We start from the raw sequence: 23,157 nt of genomic DNA on the forward strand, positions 1-23,157 counted from the left end.
TCTTGTTCATAAATCTTTCTATCATAGTATGAACTTAAGAACTTAGCTGCATCATCTCTTGAGAATCCAAATGTCATTTGAGTTAAATCATTTGTACCAAATGAGAAGAATTCAGCTTCTTTTGCTATTTCATCAGCTGTTAAAGCTGCTCTTGGTATTTCTATCATAGTACCAATTTTATATTTTAAATCTGCATTTTTTTCAGCAATAACAGCATCTGCAGTCTTAACTATAACATCTTTAACATATTTTAATTCCTTTATTTCACCAACTAATGGAACCATAATTTCAGGTATTATATTGTATCCTTTTTCTTTATTAACTTCAATTGCTGCTTCAATTATAGCTCTAGCCTGCATTTCTGCAATTTCTGGATAAGTTACTGCAAGACGGCATCCTCTATGACCCATCATAGGATTAAATTCATGCAATTCAGCTACAGTAGCTTTTAATTCTTCAAAAGTTATTCCCATTTCTTTAGCTAATGCTTCAATATCTTCATCAGCACTTGGTAAAAATTCATGTAATGGTGGATCTAACAATCTAATTGTTACAGGTTTACCCTCAAGTGCTTCATAGATTCCTTTAAAATCTGATTTCTGCATTGGTAATATCTTAGCTAAAGCAGTTTTTCTTTGTTCTACATCTTTAGCAGTAATCATTTGTCTTACAGCCATAATTCTATCTTCAGCAAAGAACATATGCTCAGTTCTACATAAACCAACACCTTCAGCTCCAAATTCAACTGCTTGTTTAGCATCTCTTGGAGTATCTGCATTAGTTCTAACCTGTAACTTTCTTATCTCATCAGCCCATGCCATAAATGTTGCAAAGTGACCTGTAATTTCTGGAGATACAGTCTTTATTTTTTCTCCATATACATTACCAGTAGTACCATCTAATGAAATATAATCATTGTCTGTATAAACTTTTCCATCAACTTCAACAGTCTTTTTCTTTTCATCTACTTTTAAAGCTCCACATCCTGCTACACAACAAGCTCCCATACCTCTTGCTACAACAGCTGCATGAGAAGTCATTCCTCCTCTTACAGTTAATATACCCTTAGCAGCTATCATACCTTCAATATCTTCAGGTGAAGTTTCAAGTCTTACTAAAACTACATCTTCACCAAGAGCAGCTCTTTCTTTAGCTTCATCTGCAGTAAATGCAATTTTACCACATGCTGCTCCAGGAGATGCTGGCAAACCTTTTGCAATTGGAGATGCATTCTTTAAATCTTCTGTATAGAATGCTGGATGTAATAATGTGTCCAATTGTTTTGGTTCTACCTTTAATATTGCCTCTTCTTTAGTCAACATTCCTTCATCAACTAAATCAACAGCAATCTTTAATGCAGCTTGAGCTGTTCTCTTTCCATTTCTAGTCTGTAAGAAATATAATTTTCCTTCTTCTATTGTTATTTCCATATCCTGCATATCTTTATAATGATTTTCTAATGTATTAATTATTCCAATTAATTCTTTATATATTTCAGGATTTTGTTCTTCTAATTTTCCTATTGGCTGTGGTGTTCTTATACCTGCAACAACATCTTCACCTTGAGCATTCATTAAGTATTCACCAAAAATACCCTTTTCTCCAGTTGCAGGATTTCTAGAAAAGATAACACCTGTTCCAGAAGTTTCTCCTTTATTACCAAATACCATCTGTTGAACATTTACTGCTGTTCCCCATTCTCCTGGTATATCATTCAATCTTCTATATACAATTGCTCTTGGATTTTCCCATGATCTGAATACGGCTTTTATTGATTCAACCAATTGAATTTTAGGATCCTGTGGAAAATCTTCGCCCTTTTCCTTTTTATAAATTTCTTTAAATTGAACAACTAATTCTTTTAAGTCATCAGCTGTCAACTGAGTATCAAATTCTACTCCATTTTTCTCTTTCATTTCATCAATTTTGTTTTCAAACAGTCTCTTTTCTATACCCATAACTACATCAGAGAACATTTGAATAAATCTTCTATATGAATCATATGCAAATCTAGGATTGTTAGTTAAACTAGCCATAGCTTCAACAGCTATATCGTTTAATCCTAAATTTAATATAGTGTCCATCATACCAGGCATTGATACTCTTGCACCAGATCTTACTGAAACTAATAGAGGATTTGTATTATCTCCGAATTTTTTACCTGTAATTTCTTCAAGCTTAGTCAAACTTGCATATACTTCATCTAGAATATCAGATGAAATTTCTTGACCATCTTCATGATATTTTGTACATGCTTCTGTTGAAACAGTAAATCCACTTGGAACTGGAATGCCTATATTAGTCATTTCAGCAAGATTTGCACCCTTCCCTCCAAGCAAATTTCTCATTGAAGCATTACCTTCACTAAAAAGATAAACGTATTTCTTTGTCATATCAATACTCCCTCTTTTCCTATAAATTTCTCAATAATATATATACTAACAAATCTTATATATAATTATAAAATTTGTAGTTACCCTATTAAATAATTCCCAGATTCTTAATTTTTATTCTCCACTGCTTCCAAGTTTAACAAATAATTTTGTAATATTAGTCTTAGAAACCTTACCAATTATTTTAAAATGTTCTTTTCCTTCATTATTTTCTATTTTCTCAACAATTGGTATACTATCAATTTCATGCTCTATAATCTTTTTAGCAAGATCATATGCATTATCATTTTTATTTGCACATATTATATTGGGCATTCTAGTCATTATTACACCTACTGGAACCTTATGTATATCAGTTCCTCCTATGGATATTTTAAGAAAATCTTTCCTAGAAACAGCACCAGTTAACACTCCATTATTTTCTATAAACAATGTACCTACATCATTTAAGAACAAGTATACGATTGCATCATATACCATTGTATCCTCGCTAACTGTAGTTGGTTTTGACATTATTTCTGATACCTTTATTTTACTTATATGTTGATAAACAAGTCCACTTGATGACTTGCCTTGATATACATAACCCACCTTAGGTCTAGCATCTAAAGTACCTATCATTGTAAGTACAGCTAAATCAGCTCTTAATGCTGCTCTTGTAACCCCTAACCTTTCAGCCAGTGCTTCACTAGTTATTGGCTGATTTTCTTTTACTAAATTTATTATCTCTTCCTGTCTAGGTGATAATTTCAAATTTATCCCTCTTTCTATAAATACAAGAAATATTTGAATAATATTCATTAATATCACACTTTTATTATAACACGTATTTTTTCTTTTACTAGAGTGAATTTTCAGAAAACTCCAACAAATTTATCAAATATTTCCTGTATAATGTTTTTATCTTTTCTATATTATCTATTTCTATCCAAATCAAATTTAATTTTCTTTAGAATCTTCATCAATTTTCTCTTCTTTAATTTCTTCTTTACAGTCATTTTTGTCTTCATCAAAATTTACTGTATAACTGTATACTGTTTCCCCTGCATCAAATTTACTGCTTTCAGCTGAATCTGTATCTTTTGATGACTTTACATCATTCTTTACTTCATTTACTTTATTTTTAACTATATCAGCAAAATCAGAGGCTTTTTCCTTTACATCATTAGCCATTTTAGTGACATACTGATTAACAACTTCAACAGAACCATCTTCTCTTGTTATTTCAATTGTAATTTGAGTTGCTATTGCTGCAATAAGTGTAGCAGCTAATATTGGTGGAATTATTATTCCTATTACACTTGCTGCTATTCCTGCATTTACTGGTATATCTAGCAGTTCTTCATCATTTTTCTTTATCTTTATTCTAGTTACATTTCCTTTTTCAATAAGATTTTTTATAAGATTTTTAATTTCTTCAATTGACATAGAATTAAATCCATTGCAGTCACAATTTGAATATTCCTTTTTAAAATCACTTTCTTCTTCAGCAGCATCATTTTGTTTTTTCTCTAAATATATTATTGCATCTAATATGTTTCCTTCTGAATATTCAAGAGCCTCTTTTGCCTCTGCATAAGAAACATTGCATCTTTCACGAACTTTATCAACTTGTTCTAATGTTATATTTTCCATAAATAATCACTCCTTAATAAATTTTAACATTTCTAAACTCTTAGGTTTTTTAGTGTAATTATTTGAAATAAAAAATGTTGTTACTTTCTCTATTTCTTTTTTTATTTCACTATTTAAATTCAATCTATATAACTTATCTACATTTGTTATCATCAAATATCGCAGTGCATTATAAGTTCCCTTTGATACATAAATTCCATGCTCTTTAGGACATTCTTCGCACACTCCACCAAAAGATGATAGACTTATATAGTTTGAAACGCCTATTTTTTTCCCGCATATACAGCAGCTGTCTAATGTTAAATTATACCCTGTAGCTTTTAATAATTTTAATTCAAAATGCCTTATTAAAAGTTCATACTCCAGTGCATCTGTATTTAATAAATATAATGTTGTCACCAGATCTCTGAAAAGGCTTTTATTTGCTTCATTTTCTTCACAAGCAATATCAATAAGCTCACAAAGATACGATGAATAAGTAAGCTTATTCAAATTGTTCAAAAGACTTTGAAATGAATTTATCATCTTGCCTTCTTGAAGAGTATATAAATTTTTTCCTTTATACACCATATATTCACCATAGCATAGAGGAAGAGTGATTGAAAAAAATCTACTCTTGCTTTTTTTAGCTCCCCTTACTATAGCTGTTATTTTCCCGAGATTTTCAGTATAAAGCCAAACCAGCTTATCATTCTCTCTATAATCTTGGGTTTTTATTATAACTGCCTTGGTTTCAAAAACTGACAGATTAATCATCCCCTATTTGTTTTTCTTATATCCAAGTTCTTTTAGCAGATTCTGATTATCACGCCATTCTTTTCTAACCTTAACCCAAATTTTTATATTTACTTTTGCTCTTAGAAATTTTTCTATTTCATATCTTGAAGTTTCTCCAATTTTCTTAAGGGTCTGACCATTTTTTCCAATGATTATACCTTTATGAGAATCCTTCTCACATATTAAATCCACTTCAATATGATAAGTTCCTCTTTCATTTTGCTTCATTTGAAGTATATCCACTGCAATTCCATGTGGAACTTCATCTCTTAATATTCTTAATGCTTTTTCTCTTACTATTTCTGAAACAACAAATTTTTCCTGAACATCTGTTATCATATCATCAGGATAGTATTTAGGACCTTCAGGTATAGCCTTTTTCATTAGTTCAAGTAGAGTATCCACATTTTTTCCCTTTATAGCTGATATAGGTATTATTTCATTAAATTCAAATTCCTTAGAAAACATTTCCAAGGTCTTTGCAACTCTATCTTGTGTATTTTCATCAACCTTATTTAATACAAGAAATACAGGACATTTTTTATTTTTTAATGTTTCTAAAATGAATTTATCTCCTCTGCCTATTTCATCACATGGATTAGTCAAAAATAAAACAAGATCAACATCTTTTGTCGATTCTTTTGCTGCATTCACCATAAATTCACCTAGTTTATGTTTAGGTTTATGTATTCCAGGTGTGTCAACAAACACCATTTGAAAATCGTCACCAGTTAATATTGTCTGTATATTGTTTCTAGTTGTTTGTGGTTTATTAGAAACTATAGATAACTTTTCTCCCATAATATAATTTAATAAAGTTGATTTTCCAACATTAGGTCTTCCCACAATTGTTACAAATCCAGATTTAAACATTTTTCCTCCTTATTGCTTGATTTGCAAGCCTTTTATCGATAGTTTTATCTCATTATATTTACAAATTGCTTATTATACTCTAAATTATGTCCAGATTATATTAATATATATTCTAAGTTTATTATTTACAACACTTTTTACTATTGCAGCTTGCTACAAATTTATTTAACACTTACTACACCAATATAAATATCCTTAAACTGTGCAGTAATTTAAAATTTACAATATATTTTATACACTATTTAGAATATTTGTTAATAAAATGACATCTTATTTTTTACTTTCTTTATCTAATAGTATACTCTATTTATTTTCAATAGACAATTATTTATAACATGCTTTTAACAAATTAAGCTATTTTTATCCACATAATAATATATAATTAACAATTAATGATGAGATATCTGCAGTATTTTTTAATATTATATAATTTTATTATTATTAAATTACTTTTAGTGTATACAATATATCAATATATACTTTTCATATATACAATTTTCTTATAATCTTATCAAATCCTAAAAACTGTAAAAATGAATATAGTTAATAGCATTCCAAAAATAGCACCAACAACAACTTCTAGTACTGTATGAACTTCTGAATCAACTCTACTTTGAGCTGTTATAAGTGCTAAAATGAAACTTAACAAAATACACATGGGTTCTTCAGTTATAAGTGATATTGCTGTTGCTATAGAAAATGCAAGTGCACTATGACCACTAGGCATTCCTCCTTTTAATGGAGTTCCTTCACCAAAAATAGCTTTAACAATTATAGTTGCTATACACACAATTACAAGAGCAATAAATATTGTATATGGTTCTGAATTTTTAACTTTCTTTACAAGAGAGTATGACAAACTTGATAACTTATCCCAAAATATTATATATCCAACAACAACTGCATTTATCGCTGTTATAAGAACTGCTCCTGCTGCTGCATTTTTAGCTGTCTTTGCCAATGGATGATAATAATTAGTTGTCATATCTATAACTGCTTCAATGGCAGTATTCACTACCTCTGCACTTATTACCATAGAAATAGTAATTGCAAGTATCAAAAATTCATATTTTGTTATGTCAAATAAAAAACATGCTATCAATATTATAAGAGAGACACATAAATGTATTTTCATGTTGCGTTCAGTTCTCACTGTATCAATTATTCCATTTATTGCATTATTAAAACTATCCAGCACTTTTTTCATTTTCATATAATCACCCCAATACCACTATAATATAAAGCTGATAGTTTGTTTTTATCTATTTATTATGTCAACTATCAGCTTGCTTAATTTTATACTTCTCTTGTTATATTCAATTTATTTAAAATTTCTTCTTCTCTTTTTCTCATAACAATCTTATCATTCTCTTCCATGTGATCATATCCTAAAAGATGCAAAATAGAATGAACCACTAAATAAGATGCTTCTCTTTCAAATGAATGATTAAATTCCCTGCTTTGCTCTAAGGCTTTTTCAAGAGAAAGAACTACATCTCCTAAAACAAGTTCATCTCCATCAAAATCACTTTGAGAAAATTTATAATTTTTATATATTTCTTTGAATACTTTTTTGTCTTCATAATCCAGCATAGGAAATGACAACACATCAGTTTCTCTATCAATATTTCTTGTTTCATTATTTATCTCTCTTATTTCTTCATTATCTACAAACAATAGAGAAACTTCACATGGAACTTCAACTTCCTCTTCTTTTAATGCAAATTCTATAACATTTTTTAAATCATTTTCTAACTTATCATCTACTTTTATTTTTTCTTGTCTATTATCTACATATATCATTTAATGTTCTTCTCCTCATTCTTCTTAATACTTTGATTACTTTCTTTACTTAAATTTTTTATCTTTTCTTTAGGATATTCTATTCGATGATGATATATTCCATTAAGAGCTGTTAAAAAACATTTTTTTATCTTTTCTATATCCTTAATAGTAAGATTACAGTCATTTAACTGTCCACATGATAATTTATCTGTTATTATGTTATTAATCATTTCCTTAATTTTTTCTTCATTAGGTTCTTTTATAGATCTTACAGCTGCTTCCACACTATCTGCAAGCATTATTATGCCAGCTTCTTTAGAACTTGGAATAGGCCCTGGATACGTATAGTCTTCTGCTTTTACATCATCTGGATTATCACTATTATTCTTCATTGTATAATAAAAATATTTAACCAAAGTAGTTCCATGATGTTCAGCTATTATATCCATTATAACTTTAGGCAGATTATATTTTTTTGCTAGTTCTATTCCGTCTTTAACATGAGCAATTATTATTTTAGCACTTAAATTAGGTGTCATATGTGTGTGAGGATTATCTCCTCCCATCTGATTTTCAGCAAAGAAATAGGGTCTTTCTGTTTTTCCTATATCATGATAATATGATCCAATTCTTACAATTACTGAATTAGCCCCAACCTCTTCTGAAGCCATTTCAGCTAAATTTGCAACAAGCATACTGTGATGATATGTTCCCGGTGCTTCCATTAAAAGTTTCTTCAATAAAGGATGATTAGGATTTGACAGTTCTAATAATTTAAGTGTTGTAACTTCATTGAAAGTACCTTCTAAAAATGGAAGTATTCCTAAAGCAAATATTCCACTTAGAATTCCACCTATAATAGTTATTGCACTTTTAATTAATACATCTTTAAGATTGCTTGATATCAATATTCCTGTTGATATAGTTATTACAGCACCAACTACAGATATATATATTGTTGAGTACAACATATCATTTCTCTGCTGCATTTTTTTAAGCAGCGTAGCACCTAATATAGTGCTAACAACTCCAACCATAATAACTTGAGAATCAAAACTTGTAGCTATACTTATTATCATTACATTCAAAAGGCTTATTACTATTGATATTTTATAATTAATCAGCAATGTCAAAAGCATTGGAGCACATGCAAATGGTATCAGAAACGGAGATATCAAACCTATTGTCCTTGCAAATACAAGTGTAAAAAGATTTATCACACTTATCAATGTAATTTTCTTTGTATTTTTAAATATATCACTATAATTTTTATCTATATAATTATACTCAAGAAATAATATTACAGCTAAAAATACAGCAAGAACCAAATATATATATATATATGTTGAAGTACTCTTTCCATCATCAAGCATCCCAAGACTAGATAATACATCCAATTCGTCTTGTGTAACAGGTACCCCTTCTTTTACAATTATTTGATTTTGTTTTATTTCAACTTTTGCAACTGTTTTTTTTGTTTGTTCTATTAATTCTTGTGTTTTTTCTTCATCATAAAAGCAGTTTGGATTTATCTGTTCTTTTATCAATTCTTCTAAAGTTGATTTAAGTCCATTGGAAACATTTAAATTTTCCATCACTGAAACTGCATTTTCTCTTGCCACGTTTAAACTAGCATCGTCATTTTCATTTATATTCTTCTCATAAGTTGAATCTATTATATCAAGAAGTTCTTTTTTTAAAGATGCCATATCTTCTTTTGAAATATTAAGGAGATCTTTATATTGATTATCATTTAATGTAATTCCATTCAATTTTTTTAATTCTAATATGTTATTATTTGCTTCTACTTCAGATGAATCCGTAGAATCTGATGTATTTTTATTTACTATCGTATTTAATTTTTCAAAAAGAAGTATTATATTGTCCTCAGCCTGTTTTTTTACTTCAGTTTTTTGTGTATATTGTTTATCTACTTTTCCAAGAGCTTCTTCTTCTGCTCGTTTTGTAGCATTTTCATCTATCGTATCTCTAGGTGCCTTTATATCTGTTCTTGGTATATCACCAACTTTAAGACTATACTGTTGAGGTCTTACTGCTGTTACAAGAAGCAGATATGATAATACAAATATCAATATAAACAAAAAAACTTTTCTTGGATTTTTATTTCTTTTAATAGCAATATCTTCTTTAACTTTCATGTTAATCACCTTTTCATCTTAAATAAAAAACTTATGATATATTTTTAGCTATATCCTGTTCAACTGTAAATATAACTCTTACTAATATTTTTCCTTCGCCTATATCTTCACTTGTAACATCTTTATTTATAATTTTTGCATCATTACTGAGACTCTTTTCTAAAGATTGTTGAAGTTTTTGTGATGAATCTTCAATAATCTCATCTTTATCCTTATTTACTTTAACAGCCTTCTTTTCAAAATATGTTACACTGTAAAATACTCCTTTGTTTTCTTCTATTTTATCACAATACGTAAATTTGTTTATAGCTTTTTTCAAGTAAATTTTTTTTCCACCCAAACTAATATATATATCTTTCTGTTTATTGCCACTCTTTTCAAGTTTTTCTCCACTCACCTGAACTTCCATATATTTTTCATAAAATGTATTTGCAATAATTTTCCCCTTAGGTTTGGTTTCTACTTCAAATCCTTCTCTACCTTGAACAGGATATATTAATACATCTCCTTCTTTTACAATATCCCCAGGATTTACAGCAGGATTACCAGAATATGTGTACACCCTCTGAACTTCACCATCACATTTCGCTATTACAGAATCTATCTGCTTAATTTCAGTATCTGGCGGATTTATTTTTTCTTCTATAACAAGATGAAGAGTAGATCCTTCAATTCTTGTTCTTATCCACATTATCTGATCATTTGCAGTCTGCATCTTTCTTTCTATCTCATAAACATTTATGTCTGATTTTTTCATTCCTGGTTTTATTCCAAGATAATAAAGTTCTCTTCTTGCTTCAAATGGAGTAAGATTTTCCTTGGTTTCTATATCAATAGCCCATATATAATTAGATAATGAATATATTACTCCCAAAAATATAACTATCCCCAAAGCCAGTGATATCTTCTTTCTTAATGCTATTAATTTAAATACGATACCTTCCTTACTTACTACTTTTATCTTTCCTCTATGTTTTTTTACTATTTCCTCAACAGTCCTATAATCAGAATAATCTACCTGAAACATAATAGTTGTTAAATCAAGTTTAACAACCTTGTTTATTAAAATATGCTTATTCCATATAGTATTTAATATTTTTTCACATTTTAAGGCTTTTACTTCTATGATTAATTTTCCAGATAACAATTTATTAAACATCATATTTTGATCTCCTCATATGATATTCCTTCAAATTTTCCACTTATAGTCATACTTGTATCTCCAATGAACAATATTTCAAAGTTTCTGCCTTTTATAGTAATTGTACCTATTCTTGAATTTATCTTAACCATAGAATTTTCAAATGCTGCTATTCCTTTATGATTTTCAATTGTTATTTCCCTGTTTCCTATTATTATTATCTTAGGAAGATCCATTGCAATATCCTTTGGAAATTCTAGTTTGTTTAACAGCTTTTCTTTTCCCTTTTGAATTTTCTCCTCCATATTATCCTCCTGCATAAACTCACTCATTGTAATTTATGACAGGACTTTATAATTAATGCAGATTTTTCTCAATAATTCATATGAAATGCATTTATAATTTTATATGATTGGTTTCAAAATACAGTATCTATATTCATTTAACATATGCTATGTGTTGAATTGTATTTTGTATTTATGCTAATATAAAAAATCCTCAAATATGTATGTTCCAATAATAAAATTACACAATAATTTAAGAAAACTTGAAAAGACTTCATCATTAATTGCCAATTATCTATTGTACATTGTTAATTAGAATATATATTACAATACTTTAATAAATAATAAAAGAACTCAAGAAAATCTTGAGTTCTTTTATTATTTATTATTTAAATAGTCTTTAACAATCTGACTTACAAGTTTGCCATCAGCTCTGCCTACTACTTTAGGTTTAACAGCCGACATAACTTTTCCCATATCCTTAATGCTATTTGCACCCACTTGTTCAGCTGATTCTATTATTATTTTTCTTATCTCTTCTTCATCTAACTGTTGAGGAAGGTATTTTAACAAAATTTCTATTTCAGCATTACACTGGTCAATTAAATCTTGTCTGTTTCCTTTTTCAAACTCAACTAGAGACTCACGTCTTTGCTTAACTTCCTTAGCCAATATGCTGATGACTTCATCATCTTCTAACTTTCTATTATCAGTTTTTTCAACTAATAATATAGCAGATTTTGCAGTGCTAATTACGTTAGCTGTAAATTTGTCTTTTGTCTTTAAAGCAGCTTTCCAATCTTCTTGTAATCTATCTTTAATACTTGACATAATTGTACCCTCTTTCAAAGGAAATCATCGGCCTATTTGAATTTTCTCTTTCTTGCAGCTTCTGATTTTTTCTTTCTCTTTACGCTTGGCTTTTCATAATGTTCTCTCTTTCTTACTTCTGAGATAACACCAGCTCTAGCACATTTTCTTTTAAATCTTCTTAAAGCACTTTCAAGTGTTTCGTTTTCTCCAACTTTGATTTCTGACATTTAATATCCCTCCCTCCGCTAGCTTAAATTAACTCAGCTATGGGCTTAATAACACATATTGTATTATACAATATTTAAATAATTACTGTCAAGAAATTACGCAAAAATATACCCATATTTCAACGAATATTTATTTTAGCCTGGCGGCCATTGTAAACTTCTTCCTCCAAGAACATGAAAATGTAAATGTTTTACAGTTTGACCTCCATCTTCTCCGCAGTTATTTACTATTCTGTAACCTTTTTCTGCAACGCCAAGTTCTACTACTAATTTATTAATAACTTTAAATATATGTGCTACTATGTCTGCATTATTTTCATTTATGTCATTAACACTTTTAATATGTTCTTTTGGTATTACTAAAAAATGAACTGGAGCTTCTGGATTTATATCATTAAAAGCATAAACTTTATCATCTTCATATATTTTTTTGCTTGGTATATCACCATTTATGATTTTACAAAAAATACAATCTTCCATGAATTCACCTCCCTTATGTTCTATGACAATCAAAACCATTTAATAATTATCATCTAACAAAATGTGCCGAAATTTCTAATAAAATTTCAACATTTATAAACAAATCATACTAAAACATTAGTACATTATTATTTTAGTATTATCACCTTATAAATTTCAAGCTTATTGTAATATTTTTTATAATAATCTTCCAATTACATATTCTCCATGAGCTTCTTCTATTATGCATGGAACTATTTTTCCTAAAATATTCTCACAACCATTGCATATTTCAACTTTTACATAATTTCGTGTATAACCTTCAAATATTCCTGGTTTATTAGGAACCTCCTGTTCCACCAAAACATCCATCTGTTTTCCTATGAGATTTTTGCTGAAATCCCCTTCATTTTTATCATTAAGTTCAATCAGAGCTTTACTTCTCTTCTCCTTAATTGTTCCATCAAGTTGATCTGGCATAGATGCTGCTCTCGTCCCTTTTCTAGGACTAAATTTAAATACATGAGTTTTTGTTAATTTTAATCTTTTTAAATATTCATAAGTTTCTTTAAATTCTTCTTCTGTTTCTCCCGGAAATCCGACTATTACATCAGTTGTTATAGATGCATCCTTAAGATTTTTTCTTATTTTATATACTGCTTCTTCATATTCTTTTGCAGTATATCTCCTATTCATTCGCTTTAATGTTGCATCACATCCACTTTGAAGAGATAAATGGAATTGAGGACATAATTTCTTCATGTTTTTTACTTTAGATATTACTTCATCCGTAAAGAAACTTGGTTCTATGGATCCAATTCTTACTCTTTCTATTCCTTCTACTTTTTCAATTTCTTCAAGAAGAGTTATTAATGAAACATTTCCAGCTAAATCTACACCATATGATGCAGTATGAATTCCTGATAATATTATTTCCTTGAATCCATGTTCTGCAAGTTTATGAATTTCATTTATTACTTTTTCAGGATCTTTAGAACACACAGCACCTCTTGTATATGGTATAAGACAATATGCACAGAATCTGTTACATCCATCCTGTATCTTTAAAAATGCTCTTGTTTTATCTTGATATTCTTCAATATTTAAATCTTCAAATTCTTTATTTTTAAGAACTTCACCAACAACAACCTGCTTTTTTTTCTCATCCTTGGCCTTATTTACATAGTAAACAATATCTCCTTTATTTCTTGTTCCAAGGACTACATCAACACCTTCTATTTTAGCCACTTCATCTGGTGATACTTGTGAATAGCATCCAACAGCTGCAATAATAGCATTTTCATTTATTCTTCTCGCCCTGCTTATTATCTGTCTTGATTTTTTATCACTCATATTTGTTACTGAACATGTATTTACAACATAAACATCTGCAAAATTACTGAAATCAGTCACTTCATATCCTTCTCTTATGAACTTTTCAGCCATTGCTTCTGTTTCATAATGATTAACTCTGCATCCTAGTGTTGCAAACGCTACATACTGCTTTCCATCAGTATTTTTTCTTATTATTTTATCAGCAGTTGTTTTTATCTTTGCTTTTTCTCCTGCTGCTCTTTTTATTTTAATCGCACCAGCCATTATTTAATTTCCTCCTAAATCACTTAACTCATATTGAATTAATGCAGTAGCAGTAAATCCAGCTGTTTCTGTACGTAAAATTCTTCTTCCCAATGTTACTATATAAGCACCTGCATCACTCAATTTTGTGATTTCTTCTTCTTCAAATCCGCCTTCTGGACCTATTACTATTCCTATATTATGTATATTACTCAAATCTTTGTTTTCTTCTCTCAATTTTCTCATAAGAGTCTTTATTCCAAAATTCTCTGCATTTTCATAAGGAACTAAAACAAGATCCATTTCTTTTAACTGAACCATAGCTTCATCAAAATTTATGACTTCCCTCACTTTAGGAATTATGCTTCTTTTAGACTGCTTGCTAGCTTCCAGTGCAATCCTGTTTAATCTGTCAAGTTTTTTAAAATCACCTTTAAGCTTAACATCAACTCTTTCAGTTATTGTTGGAATAAATTCATTCACTCCTAATTCTGTTCCTTTTTGAACTATAAGATCCATCTTTTGACCCTTTGGCAGCCCTTGAAAAAGATGAATTTTCACATCACTTTCATTATTTATATTTAGTTTTTCTATTATATCTACTATAACTTCATTTTTATTTATAGAATTTATTTTTCCTAAATATTCTATTCCCTCACAATTATTGAGTATTACTTCTTCACCTTCATTAAGTCTCAATACTTTATATATGTGCTTTACATCATCACCAGTAATCACACCTTGATTTTCAGTGATATTATGAGGCTCTGTAAAAAATTTATGCATAAATCCTCCTATCCAATAGATTTAGCAACTATACAGTTCCATTCTCCATCTTTGTTAATTTCTATTACTTCAAAACCACATTCTTTCAATTTGTCTGTAACCATTTCAACTCTGTCATGAATTATTCCTGAAGTTATAAATAATCCCCCTTCATTAAGAGCCTTTTTTACATCTCCAGTTAATACACATATTATTTCTGCAATTATATTTGCAACAACTATATCTGCTTTTCCATCAACAACATCTAAAAGATTTCCTTCTAATATCTGAATATTATTTAAATCATTAAAACCTACATTTTCTTTAGCAGAATCAACAGCAACTGGATCCAAATCAACACCCACAACATGTTTTGCTCCAAGTTTTGCTGCTGCAATTGCAAGTATTCCAGAACCACAGCCTACATCAAATACTGTTGTGTCAGGCTTAACATATTTATCTAAAGCTTGAATACACATTCTTGTTGTTTCATGAGTTCCTGTTCCAAATGCCATACCTGGATCTAATTCAACGACTAAATCATTTTCTTCTGCCTTGTAATCTTCCCATATTGGTTTTATAACAATTTTATCAGTTATTTTTACTGGTTTATAGTATTTTTTCCAGTTATTGGCCCAGTCTTCTTCATGCATTTCTCTATAAGTTACTTCGCCTTCGCCAACTTCAATGCCCATTTTCTTTAATTCTTCAATACCTTTTTTAACATGCTCAACTATTTCGTCAACTTTATCGTCTTGCGAAAAATAAGCCTTAACTACTGCTGCATTTCCTTTGTGTTCTAATATATTTATATCAGCAAAATCCCAAGTTAAAGGACCTTGATCTCTTGATAATAAATCTTGTGGATCTTCAATTGCAACATTAGGGCATCCTAATCCATAAAATATTCCCGAAATTGGTTCTAACGCTTCACTTTTTGTAATTACACTAACTTCTATCCAAATACCTTCCATTTTATTAATCCTCCATTATATATTAAAATTAATCTATTTTTCCTTAACTGCAATTAAAAATTTAGTCTTTATTCCCTGTTCAGTAAACATTCTTTCATGTTCAGTTTCAACATTTCCTTTAAAATCACTATTATGTAAATCATATGTTATATATTTAATTGTAAACTTACTTTCTTTAAAATATTCAAGAGATTCTTCAAATAATTCATCATCATCTGTTTTAAAATAAATTTCTCCACCATCTTTTAAAAATTCTCTATATTGATTTAATTGTCTCGTATGTGTAAGTCTTCTTTTTTTATGTTTTCCTTTTGGCCATGGATTACAGAAATTTATATATATCCTATCTATAACATCTCCATCACCAAGAATTTCACTTATAAGCCCTATTTCTTGTGCCATGAGCTTAACATTATCTACTGGTCTGTCTTTTTCTTCAAAAGCCTTTTCAATATTTCTTTTTGCCAAACCCAAGACTTCATCCTTTATATCTATTGCTATGTAATTTATTTCTGGATTTTCACTGCCATGAACTGCCATGAATGTACCTTTTCCACACCCTAGCTCTAAATAAATTGGATTATTTTTATTTTTAAAAGTATCTATCCATTTTCCTTTATTTTCTTTTGGATTTATAATAAAAAATTCACAACTTTCCAATTCAGGCCTTGCCCAAGGCTTCTTTCTCATTCTCATTTTTTCTTCACTCCGTCTTTTAGCATTCATAATAATTATACATATATTAATTTATATTGCAAAATAAATTATTCTAATAGCACTTATTCAGCATTTTAATTTATAAAAAACTGCTTATAATTCAAATAGAATCATAAGCAGTTTTTATATATCTTTAAATTAATCTTATTTATTTTTTACCAAATATTTTTCTTTTATGACTTCCTGTTCCTTCATCTGGTTCCTCACCAGAAGCTTTCATAAATGCATAAAGAGCTTCTTCCTGAGCCTTATTTAATGACTTAGGAATATCAACTATAACTTTAACATATTGATCTCCCTTGCCAGTTGAATTGACTCTTTGAATTCCTTTGCCTTTTAATCTGAACATAGTACCTGACTGAGTACCTGCAGGAACAGTATATTTAACATTTCCATCTACTGTTGCAACTGTAATTTCTGTACCCAATGCTGCCTTTGCCATAGAAATATGAGCATCTATATACACATCATTTCCTTTTCTTGTGAATACTTTAGATGGAGCTACATTTATCTTGACATATAAATCTCCAGGACTTCCGCCTCTTAATCCATGTTCTCCTTGTCCTCTTAAAGGCATTACATTTCCTGTATCAACACCGGCCGGAATATTAACTTTAATCTTTCTATTCTTTCTGATATATCCCTTACCTCTACATTCCTTACAAGGAGTTTCTGTAATCTTACCAGTACCATGACAATGATCACATGTAGAAGTTGAAACAAAACTTCCTAATGGAGTCTGTCTTTGAACTCTTACCTGACCAGAACCTCCACAAGTAGGACATGTTTTTACATTTGTACCAGGTTCAGCTCCTGAACCTTTACAGTGTTCACAATTTTCATTTCTTGTTATTGAAATTTCTTTTTCAACACCAAAAACAGCTTCTTCAAAAGTTAATGTTACAGTATATTCTATATCATTTCCTCTTACTGGACCATTTCTTCGTCTAGAGCCTCCTCCGCCTCCTCCGAAGAATGATTCAAATATATCACCGAATCCACCCATATCAAAGCCATCAAAGCCACTGAATCCGCCTCCATTAAATCCACCTGTTCCATCAAATGCAGCTGATCCAAATTGATCATATTTAGATCTTTTATCTGGATCTGAAAGAATTTGATAAGCTTCATTTATTTCCTTAAATTTTTCCTCAGCTTCAGCATTACCTTGATTTCTATCTGGATGATATTTTACGGCTAATTTTCTAAAGGCTCTTTTTATTTCATCATCACTTGCAGTTTTTTTAACTCCAAGTACTTCATAATAGTCTTTATTTGCCATTGTTCTTAATTCACCACCATTAATTTAATTGACAGTTGATAATCTAAAGTCAAATAATAATTAACTAAATTATCAAATGTTTTTATCTTAATTTTTCAATTTAGAAAAAGGGAAGACGAGTTTGCCTTCCCTGTATTAATTATATCTAAAATCAGATTTTAGTAAACCCTATTATTTATCATCATCTACTTTGAAATCTGCATCTACAACATTGTCATCATGTGGTGCGCTTTGTTGACCAGCTCCTCCTGCTGCTGCATTTGGATCAAATCCTTCTGCTCCTTGAGCTCCTCCTGCTGCTTGATACATCTTAGTAGCTATTGGGTAGAATGATTGGTTAACAGCTTCTATAGCAGCTTTTATAGCTTCTATATCTTCACCATCTTTAACTTTCTTTAATTCTTCTATTTTAGCTTCTACATTTGCTTTTTCATCAGCTGTTACTTTATCTCCAGCTTCAGTTAAAGCTTTTTCTATTTGATAAATTGTTTGATCTGCTTGGTTAGCAGTTTCGATCTTTTCTTTTCTCTTCTTATCTTCTTCAGCAAATTTTTCTGCTTCTTTTACAGCCTTATCTACTTCTTCATCACTTAAGTTAGTTGAAGCAGTGATTGTAATATTAGCTTCTTTACCAGTTCCTTTATCTAATGCTGATACTTTAACAATACCATTAGCATCTATATCAAATGTAACTTCGATTTGAGGAATTCCTCTTGGAGCTGGAGCTATTCCTGATAATGTGAATCTTCCTAATGACTTGTTATCCATAGCCATTTGTCTTTCACCTTGAACTACATTAATTTCAACTGAAGTTTGATTATCAGCTGCTGTTGAGAAGATTTGGCTCTTCTTAGTTGGGATAGTTGTATTTCTTTCTATTAATGGAGTAGCTATTCCACCTGCTGTTTCAATTCCTAAAGTTAATGGAGTAACATCAAGTAATACTACGTCTTTAACTTCTCCAGTTAATACACCTGCTTGAATAGCTGCACCAACTGCAACACATTCATCTGGGTTAACTCCTTTAGAAGGTTCCTTTCCTGTAAAGTTCTTAACAGCTTCTTGAACTGCTGGAATTCTTGTAGAACCACCAACTAATATTACCTTATCAATATCACTTAATGATAATTTAGCATCTGCTAATGCTTTCTTCATTGGTTCAATTGATCTTTGTACTAAATCATGAGTTAATTCATTGAATTTAGCTCTAGTTAATGTTAAATCAATATGTTTTGGACCAGTTGCATCAGCTGTGATGAATGGTAAGTTTATGTTTGTTTGTTGTGAAGATGATAATTCTATCTTAGCTTTTTCAGCAGCTTCTTTTAATCTTTGAACTGCCATCTTATCCTGCATTAAATCAATTCCATTTTCAGCTTTGAAAGTATCTGCAATGTAGTGCATAATCTTTTCATCAAAGTCATCACCACCAAGTTTAGTATCACCATTTGTAGATAATACTTCAAATACACCATCACCTAAGTCAAGGATAGATACATCGAAAGTACCACCACCTAAGTCATATACTAAAATCTTATGAGCTTCGTCCATCTTATCTAAACCATAAGCAAGAGATGCAGCTGTTGGTTCATTAATTATTCTTAATACTTCAAGACCTGCAATCTTACCAGCATCCTTAGTTGCTTGTCTTTGACTGTCATTAAAGTAAGCTGGAACAGTGATAACTGCTTGAGTAACTGGTTCACCTAAATAAGCTTCTGCATCAGCCTTGATTTTTTGAAGAACCATTGCTGAAATTTCTTGTGGTGAATATTGTTTTCCATCTATATCAACTTTATATGATGTTCCCATATGTCTCTTTATAGAAATAACTGTTTTATCTGGATTAGTAATTGCTTGTCTTTTAGCAACCTGACCAACTAATCTTTCTCCGTTTGCTTGGAATGATACTACTGATGGAGTAGTTCTAGCACCTTCTGAGTTAGCGATAACTGTTGGTTCTCCACCTTCCATAACTGCTACACATGAATTTGTAGTTCCTAAATCGATACCTATAATCTTTGCCATAATTCATTCCTCCTAAAAACACTTATACTTTATTTAAAATTTGTGTTTACACTTTTAATTATTTAATCAATTAATTTTTTGTTTTATTTATTAATGTTTAGTATATTTTAATTTGCAACTTTAACCATTGTATGTCTTATTATCTTGTTATCTTTCTTGTATCCCTTTTGGAATACTTCTGCAATAACATTCTTATCTAAATTTTCATCTTCTACATGCATTACTGCATTATGGAAGTTTGGATCAAATTCTCCACTTGCATCTATTTCTTCAATTCCTAATTTAGTAAATGCATCTTTACAGCCCTTCATAGTCATTTCTACACCTTTTTTAAGATCTTCCAGACTACCATCAGCTGCAATAGCTCTTTCCAAATTATCTATTACTGGTAAAATTTCTTTTACAACATCTACATAAGCATCACTGTAAATTCCTTCTTTTTCTTTTGTTGTTCTCTTTCTATAGTTGTCATATTCAGCTCTTAATCTCAAAAGACTATCTTTAGTTGCATCTAATTCTTCTTGAAGTTTCTTATTCTGTGCTTTAATCATTTCAAGTTCATCCTCTTCTATATTTTCATTTCCTTCAGAAGCTTCAACATTTTCTTCTTTATCAGATTCAGTGACTACAGTATCTTTTTCTTTATTGTCTTCATTTTCAACTGTTTCGTCTATAATTTCTTCATTCATCTTTTCTTTATTATCTTCCATAAATCTTTAACTACACCTCTTCTCTAATATTAATGGTTCACATATGCTGATTATTCAATATGTTGTTAAGTTCTTTTACAACTTGTGATAAAATTGTTATTACTCTTGAATAATCTATTCTTCTAGGACCTATTAATCCTATTTTTCCAACAGGTCTGTTTCCTAAAGAATACTCTGTAGAAATTATACTACACTCTTTAGCCTGTGGTTTATAATTTTCATCTCCTATACTAATTGTTATCTCATCTGATGGATTAAATAAATCCATTATAGATTCTTTATCATTAAGGAGTGAAAGCATTTCTTTTGCTTTGTCTATATCATTGTACTCAGGATAATTAAATATATTTGTTGTTCCTTCCATGAATACTTCTGATGAATCTGCTGCATTTAATGTTTCATATAAAAGAGGCAGTATAGCATTAAATATTTCTTCATATTGACCAAGATCTTTTTTCAGATTATTTATTACTTCTAAATTAATCTGCTGTATTGAAAGACCTGAAAGCCTTGAATTAACAATTTCATTTATTCTATTAAGAATGATCGTACTTGGAACGCTGCTTGTTAACTTCATAATATGATTTTTAATAAGTCCTGTATCTGTTAAAAATACAGACACTATATTATGTTCATCTACTCTTATAAGCTGAATTGATTTTATAAAACTCTTTTTTACTGATGGTGCTTCTATTACACATGTAAGCTGTGTAAGCTCTGATAATAATGCACTGGTTTGTTTTACTATTTTATCAACTTCAAGCATTGCTGAATCTACAATATATTGCTTTATCTTTAAGTTTTCCTCTGCTGTCAGCCTTTGGCTTTCCATAAGTTTATCAACATACAACCTATATCCTTTGCTTGATGGAATTCTTCCAGCTGAGGCATGAGGCTGTTCAAGATACCCCATATCTTCAAGATCAGCCATTTCATTTCTTATGGTTGCAGATCCAATTCCCAAATCATAATTTTTAGCAATAGTCCTGGATCCTATAGGATCACCAGTACGAATATAGTCATTGATAATAGCTTGAAGTATTTTTATTTTTCTATCATCAATACCCATAATCTCACCTCTTTTTTGTTAGCACTCATTAGCATCGAGTGCTAATGACTATGTTTTTAATATATTCTTAATAAGGTTTTTTGTCAATTCTATTTATTTGAAATATTAGTAATTATGATTTGTATTTTATCGTTTTTTTGTAATTATATCTTCCATTCTTCATTTTTCTTCGATTTACTACCAAACTTATATAAATATATTATAAAACATTTATAGTTCATAATTTTCAATCCTTAATCATAAAAGAATCTGCCTCTATTCTATAAAAAACTTCTCATATAATTAATTACAAAATAAACAATACTGCTTAACAACTTCAAAGCTGAATTAAGTCAATATAAAATCACTCATTACATAATTAGATAATTCTACACCCCTTTCACTCAAATATAGTCTTTCCGAATCATTAATTAATAAACCTTTTTTCACATTATTTTTTATTGCTTCATAATATATTTCAAATATTTCTTTATTAAATCTTCTTTTAAATTCCGAAATTTCTATACCTTCCATAAGTCTCAATCCCATAAACATAAATTCTTCCATGTCATCTTTAAGATCATTAACATGAATTTCTTCCACTACATCCTTATTATTTTGAATTCTATCAATATAATCTTCTATATCATCTATATTTTTAAATCGCTTTTCATCTACAAATGAACTTGCAGAAACACCAAGACCTAAATATTCATTACATTTCCAATAAACTTTATTGTGAAAACACTCCTTATTATCTTTTGAGTAATTTGAAATTTCATATTGATGATATCCATGCTTTTTCAAAAATTCTTTGGTATAGACATACATATTTCTTTCTTCTTCTTCTGATGGAAGATTTAATTTATCTTCTTCATATAGTCTATAAAAGCAAGTTCCTTCTTCCACTATAAGACTATATGTAGAAATATGATCTGGCTGTAATCTTACAGATTCCTCTAAAGTTCTTTTCCATTCTTGAAGATTTTGATTTGGAAGTCCAAACATAATATCAATGTTTATATTGTCAAAACCTGATTTTCTTGCTTCTTCATAATTGATCTTAAATTGTTCAAATGTATGAATTCTTCCAATTTTTTTAAGTGCATTATTATTTGCTGACTGCAATCCCATACTTATTCTATTAACATTATATTTTTTCATTATATTAAGTTTATCTGAATTAAGAGTTCCCGGATTACATTCAACTGTAAATTCTAACTTATCCTTGAAATTCAATTTATTTATTGTTTTAAGAAGACTCTTCAAGTTCTTTTCATCTAAATATGATGGTGTTCCACCGCCAATAAAAATACTTGATATTTTATAATCACTACATTTATCTATAATCTCTTTATTAAGGGACTCAATATATCTATCAATTAAATTTTCTTTTCCTGAATAAGATGGAAAATCACAATATAAGCATTTTTGCTTACAAAATGGAATATGTATATATAAAGACATTTCTTTCATTAAAATTTCCTCCTAAAATTTAAAAAAGCTGAC

At 29.4% G+C, this 23,157-nt stretch carries 22 protein-coding genes; all 22 read right to left on the bottom strand.

Translation table 11 applies throughout. The features are described from left to right. A partial coding sequence (ppdK, locus tag Q0F58_RS04525) for a pyruvate, phosphate dikinase (protein ID WP_294373069.1) occupies positions 1-2,393 on the bottom strand: 2,393 nt, incomplete at its 3' end. 114 nt (positions 2,394-2,507) lie between these two features. Then, on the bottom strand, positions 2,508-3,146 hold the full coding sequence (locus tag Q0F58_RS04530; RefSeq protein WP_294373071.1) for a helix-turn-helix transcriptional regulator: 639 nt from the start codon (positions 3,144-3,146) through the stop codon (positions 2,508-2,510). Between the two features lie 186 nt (positions 3,147-3,332). Then, positions 3,333-4,028, bottom strand: coding sequence for a DUF4342 domain-containing protein (locus Q0F58_RS04535; RefSeq protein ID WP_294373073.1), 696 nt, complete (start codon positions 4,026-4,028; stop codon positions 3,333-3,335). A gap of 6 nt (positions 4,029-4,034) precedes the next feature. After that, complete coding sequence (gene recO, locus Q0F58_RS04540; RefSeq protein WP_294373074.1) at positions 4,035-4,784, bottom strand: DNA repair protein RecO; 750 nt, start codon at positions 4,782-4,784, stop codon at positions 4,035-4,037. Positions 4,785-4,787: 3 nt separating this feature from the next. Further along, complete coding sequence (gene era / locus Q0F58_RS04545; protein WP_294373075.1) at positions 4,788-5,678, bottom strand: GTPase Era; 891 nt, start codon at positions 5,676-5,678, stop codon at positions 4,788-4,790. Between the two features lie 511 nt (positions 5,679-6,189). Continuing rightward, entirely contained in the window at positions 6,190-6,891 is a 702-nt protein-coding gene (locus Q0F58_RS04550) for a diacylglycerol kinase (RefSeq protein ID WP_294373076.1), read from the bottom strand. A gap of 83 nt (positions 6,892-6,974) precedes the next feature. Beyond that, the gene (gene ybeY / locus Q0F58_RS04555; RefSeq protein ID WP_294373078.1) at positions 6,975-7,481 is read right to left on the bottom strand and encodes an rRNA maturation RNase YbeY; all 507 of its coding nucleotides are present in this window, start codon (positions 7,479-7,481) and stop codon (positions 6,975-6,977) included. Beyond that, positions 7,478-9,622: an HD family phosphohydrolase gene (locus Q0F58_RS04560; RefSeq protein ID WP_294373080.1), complete on the bottom strand. Its 2,145-nt coding sequence runs from the start codon at positions 9,620-9,622 to the stop codon at positions 7,478-7,480. Before Q0F58_RS04560 ends, ybeY begins: the two co-directional genes overlap by 4 nt. A 31-nt stretch (positions 9,623-9,653) precedes the next feature. Then, a complete protein-coding gene (gene yqfD / locus Q0F58_RS04565; protein WP_294373083.1) occupies positions 9,654-10,784 on the bottom strand; it encodes a sporulation protein YqfD in 1,131 nt (376 codons plus the stop codon). Then, positions 10,781-11,068 carry a sporulation protein YqfC gene (gene yqfC, locus Q0F58_RS04570; RefSeq protein ID WP_294373084.1) on the bottom strand — a complete coding sequence of 96 codons (288 nt, stop codon included), beginning with the start codon at positions 11,066-11,068 and terminating at the stop codon, positions 10,781-10,783. Before yqfC ends, yqfD begins: the two co-directional genes overlap by 4 nt. 357 nt (positions 11,069-11,425) lie before the next feature. Beyond that, on the bottom strand, positions 11,426-11,878 hold the full coding sequence (locus tag Q0F58_RS04575) for a GatB/YqeY domain-containing protein (protein ID WP_294373086.1): 453 nt from the start codon (positions 11,876-11,878) through the stop codon (positions 11,426-11,428). A 32-nt stretch (positions 11,879-11,910) separates the two neighbouring features. Continuing rightward, positions 11,911-12,087 (bottom strand): 30S ribosomal protein S21, encoded by a 177-nt coding sequence (rpsU, locus tag Q0F58_RS04580; RefSeq protein WP_002581942.1) that lies wholly within the window; start codon positions 12,085-12,087, stop codon positions 11,911-11,913. 135 nt (positions 12,088-12,222) lie between these two features. After that, the gene (locus Q0F58_RS04585) at positions 12,223-12,567 is read right to left on the bottom strand and encodes a histidine triad nucleotide-binding protein (RefSeq protein ID WP_294373088.1); all 345 of its coding nucleotides are present in this window, start codon (positions 12,565-12,567) and stop codon (positions 12,223-12,225) included. Positions 12,568-12,744: 177 nt separating this feature from the next. Next, the gene (gene mtaB, locus Q0F58_RS04590) at positions 12,745-14,145 is read right to left on the bottom strand and encodes a tRNA (N(6)-L-threonylcarbamoyladenosine(37)-C(2))-methylthiotransferase MtaB (RefSeq protein ID WP_294373090.1); all 1,401 of its coding nucleotides are present in this window, start codon (positions 14,143-14,145) and stop codon (positions 12,745-12,747) included. Between the two features lie 3 nt (positions 14,146-14,148). After that, entirely contained in the window at positions 14,149-14,910 is a 762-nt protein-coding gene (locus Q0F58_RS04595) for a 16S rRNA (uracil(1498)-N(3))-methyltransferase (RefSeq protein ID WP_294373093.1), read from the bottom strand. An 8-nt stretch (positions 14,911-14,918) separates the two neighbouring features. Beyond that, on the bottom strand, positions 14,919-15,863 hold the full coding sequence (gene prmA, locus Q0F58_RS04600) for a 50S ribosomal protein L11 methyltransferase (protein WP_294373095.1): 945 nt from the start codon (positions 15,861-15,863) through the stop codon (positions 14,919-14,921). A 33-nt stretch (positions 15,864-15,896) separates the two neighbouring features. Next, positions 15,897-16,559, bottom strand: a complete 663-nt coding sequence (trmB, locus tag Q0F58_RS04605; protein WP_294373096.1) for a tRNA (guanosine(46)-N7)-methyltransferase TrmB — start codon at positions 16,557-16,559, stop codon at positions 15,897-15,899. 169 nt (positions 16,560-16,728) lie between these two features. After that, positions 16,729-17,862: a molecular chaperone DnaJ gene (gene dnaJ, locus Q0F58_RS04610; RefSeq protein ID WP_294373097.1), complete on the bottom strand. Its 1,134-nt coding sequence runs from the start codon at positions 17,860-17,862 to the stop codon at positions 16,729-16,731. Between the two features lie 171 nt (positions 17,863-18,033). After that, positions 18,034-19,890 carry a molecular chaperone DnaK gene (dnaK, locus tag Q0F58_RS04615; RefSeq protein WP_294373100.1) on the bottom strand — a complete coding sequence of 619 codons (1,857 nt, stop codon included), beginning with the start codon at positions 19,888-19,890 and terminating at the stop codon, positions 18,034-18,036. 107 nt (positions 19,891-19,997) lie between these two features. After that, positions 19,998-20,600 (bottom strand): nucleotide exchange factor GrpE, encoded by a 603-nt coding sequence (gene grpE / locus Q0F58_RS04620; RefSeq protein ID WP_294373102.1) that lies wholly within the window; start codon positions 20,598-20,600, stop codon positions 19,998-20,000. 37 nt (positions 20,601-20,637) lie between these two features. Further along, complete coding sequence (gene hrcA, locus Q0F58_RS04625; RefSeq protein ID WP_294373104.1) at positions 20,638-21,669, bottom strand: heat-inducible transcriptional repressor HrcA; 1,032 nt, start codon at positions 21,667-21,669, stop codon at positions 20,638-20,640. A gap of 327 nt (positions 21,670-21,996) precedes the next feature. After that, positions 21,997-23,124, bottom strand: coding sequence for a radical SAM family heme chaperone HemW (gene hemW / locus Q0F58_RS04630; protein ID WP_294373106.1), 1,128 nt, complete (start codon positions 23,122-23,124; stop codon positions 21,997-21,999). Positions 23,125-23,157 lie beyond the last annotated feature (33 nt).

The organism is uncultured Clostridium sp. (assembly GCF_934754915.1).
Lineage (GTDB): Bacteria > Bacillota > Clostridia > Clostridiales > Clostridiaceae > Clostridium.

Coding starts and splice junctions, on each gene's coding strand:
- yqfD (WP_294373083.1), bottom strand. CDS start 10,784: ATGATGTTTAATAAATTGTTATCTGGAAAATTAATCATAGAAGTAAAA.
- rpsU (WP_002581942.1), bottom strand. CDS start 12,087: ATGTCAGAAATCAAAGTTGGAGAAAACGAAACACTTGAAAGTGCTTTA.
- yqfC (WP_294373084.1), bottom strand. CDS start 11,068: ATGGAGGAGAAAATTCAAAAGGGAAAAGAAAAGCTGTTAAACAAACTA.
- trmB (WP_294373096.1), bottom strand. CDS start 16,559: ATGAGAATGAGAAAGAAGCCTTGGGCAAGGCCTGAATTGGAAAGTTGT.
- prmA (WP_294373095.1), bottom strand. CDS start 15,863: ATGGAAGGTATTTGGATAGAAGTTAGTGTAATTACAAAAAGTGAAGCG.
- dnaK (WP_294373100.1), bottom strand. CDS start 19,890: ATGGCAAAGATTATAGGTATCGATTTAGGAACTACAAATTCATGTGTA.
- grpE (WP_294373102.1), bottom strand. CDS start 20,600: ATGGAAGATAATAAAGAAAAGATGAATGAAGAAATTATAGACGAAACA.
- Q0F58_RS04560 (WP_294373080.1), bottom strand. CDS start 9,622: ATGAAAGTTAAAGAAGATATTGCTATTAAAAGAAATAAAAATCCAAGA.
- Q0F58_RS04585 (WP_294373088.1), bottom strand. CDS start 12,567: ATGGAAGATTGTATTTTTTGTAAAATCATAAATGGTGATATACCAAGC.
- era (WP_294373075.1), bottom strand. CDS start 5,678: ATGTTTAAATCTGGATTTGTAACAATTGTGGGAAGACCTAATGTTGGA.
- Q0F58_RS04535 (WP_294373073.1), bottom strand. CDS start 4,028: ATGGAAAATATAACATTAGAACAAGTTGATAAAGTTCGTGAAAGATGC.
- Q0F58_RS04595 (WP_294373093.1), bottom strand. CDS start 14,910: ATGCATAAATTTTTTACAGAGCCTCATAATATCACTGAAAATCAAGGT.
- mtaB (WP_294373090.1), bottom strand. CDS start 14,145: ATGGCTGGTGCGATTAAAATAAAAAGAGCAGCAGGAGAAAAAGCAAAG.
- Q0F58_RS04550 (WP_294373076.1), bottom strand. CDS start 6,891: ATGAAAATGAAAAAAGTGCTGGATAGTTTTAATAATGCAATAAATGGA.
- recO (WP_294373074.1), bottom strand. CDS start 4,784: ATGATTAATCTGTCAGTTTTTGAAACCAAGGCAGTTATAATAAAAACC.
- hemW (WP_294373106.1), bottom strand. CDS start 23,124: ATGAAAGAAATGTCTTTATATATACATATTCCATTTTGTAAGCAAAAA.
- Q0F58_RS04575 (WP_294373086.1), bottom strand. CDS start 11,878: ATGTCAAGTATTAAAGATAGATTACAAGAAGATTGGAAAGCTGCTTTA.
- dnaJ (WP_294373097.1), bottom strand. CDS start 17,862: ATGGCAAATAAAGACTATTATGAAGTACTTGGAGTTAAAAAAACTGCA.
- hrcA (WP_294373104.1), bottom strand. CDS start 21,669: ATGGGTATTGATGATAGAAAAATAAAAATACTTCAAGCTATTATCAAT.
- ybeY (WP_294373078.1), bottom strand. CDS start 7,481: ATGATATATGTAGATAATAGACAAGAAAAAATAAAAGTAGATGATAAG.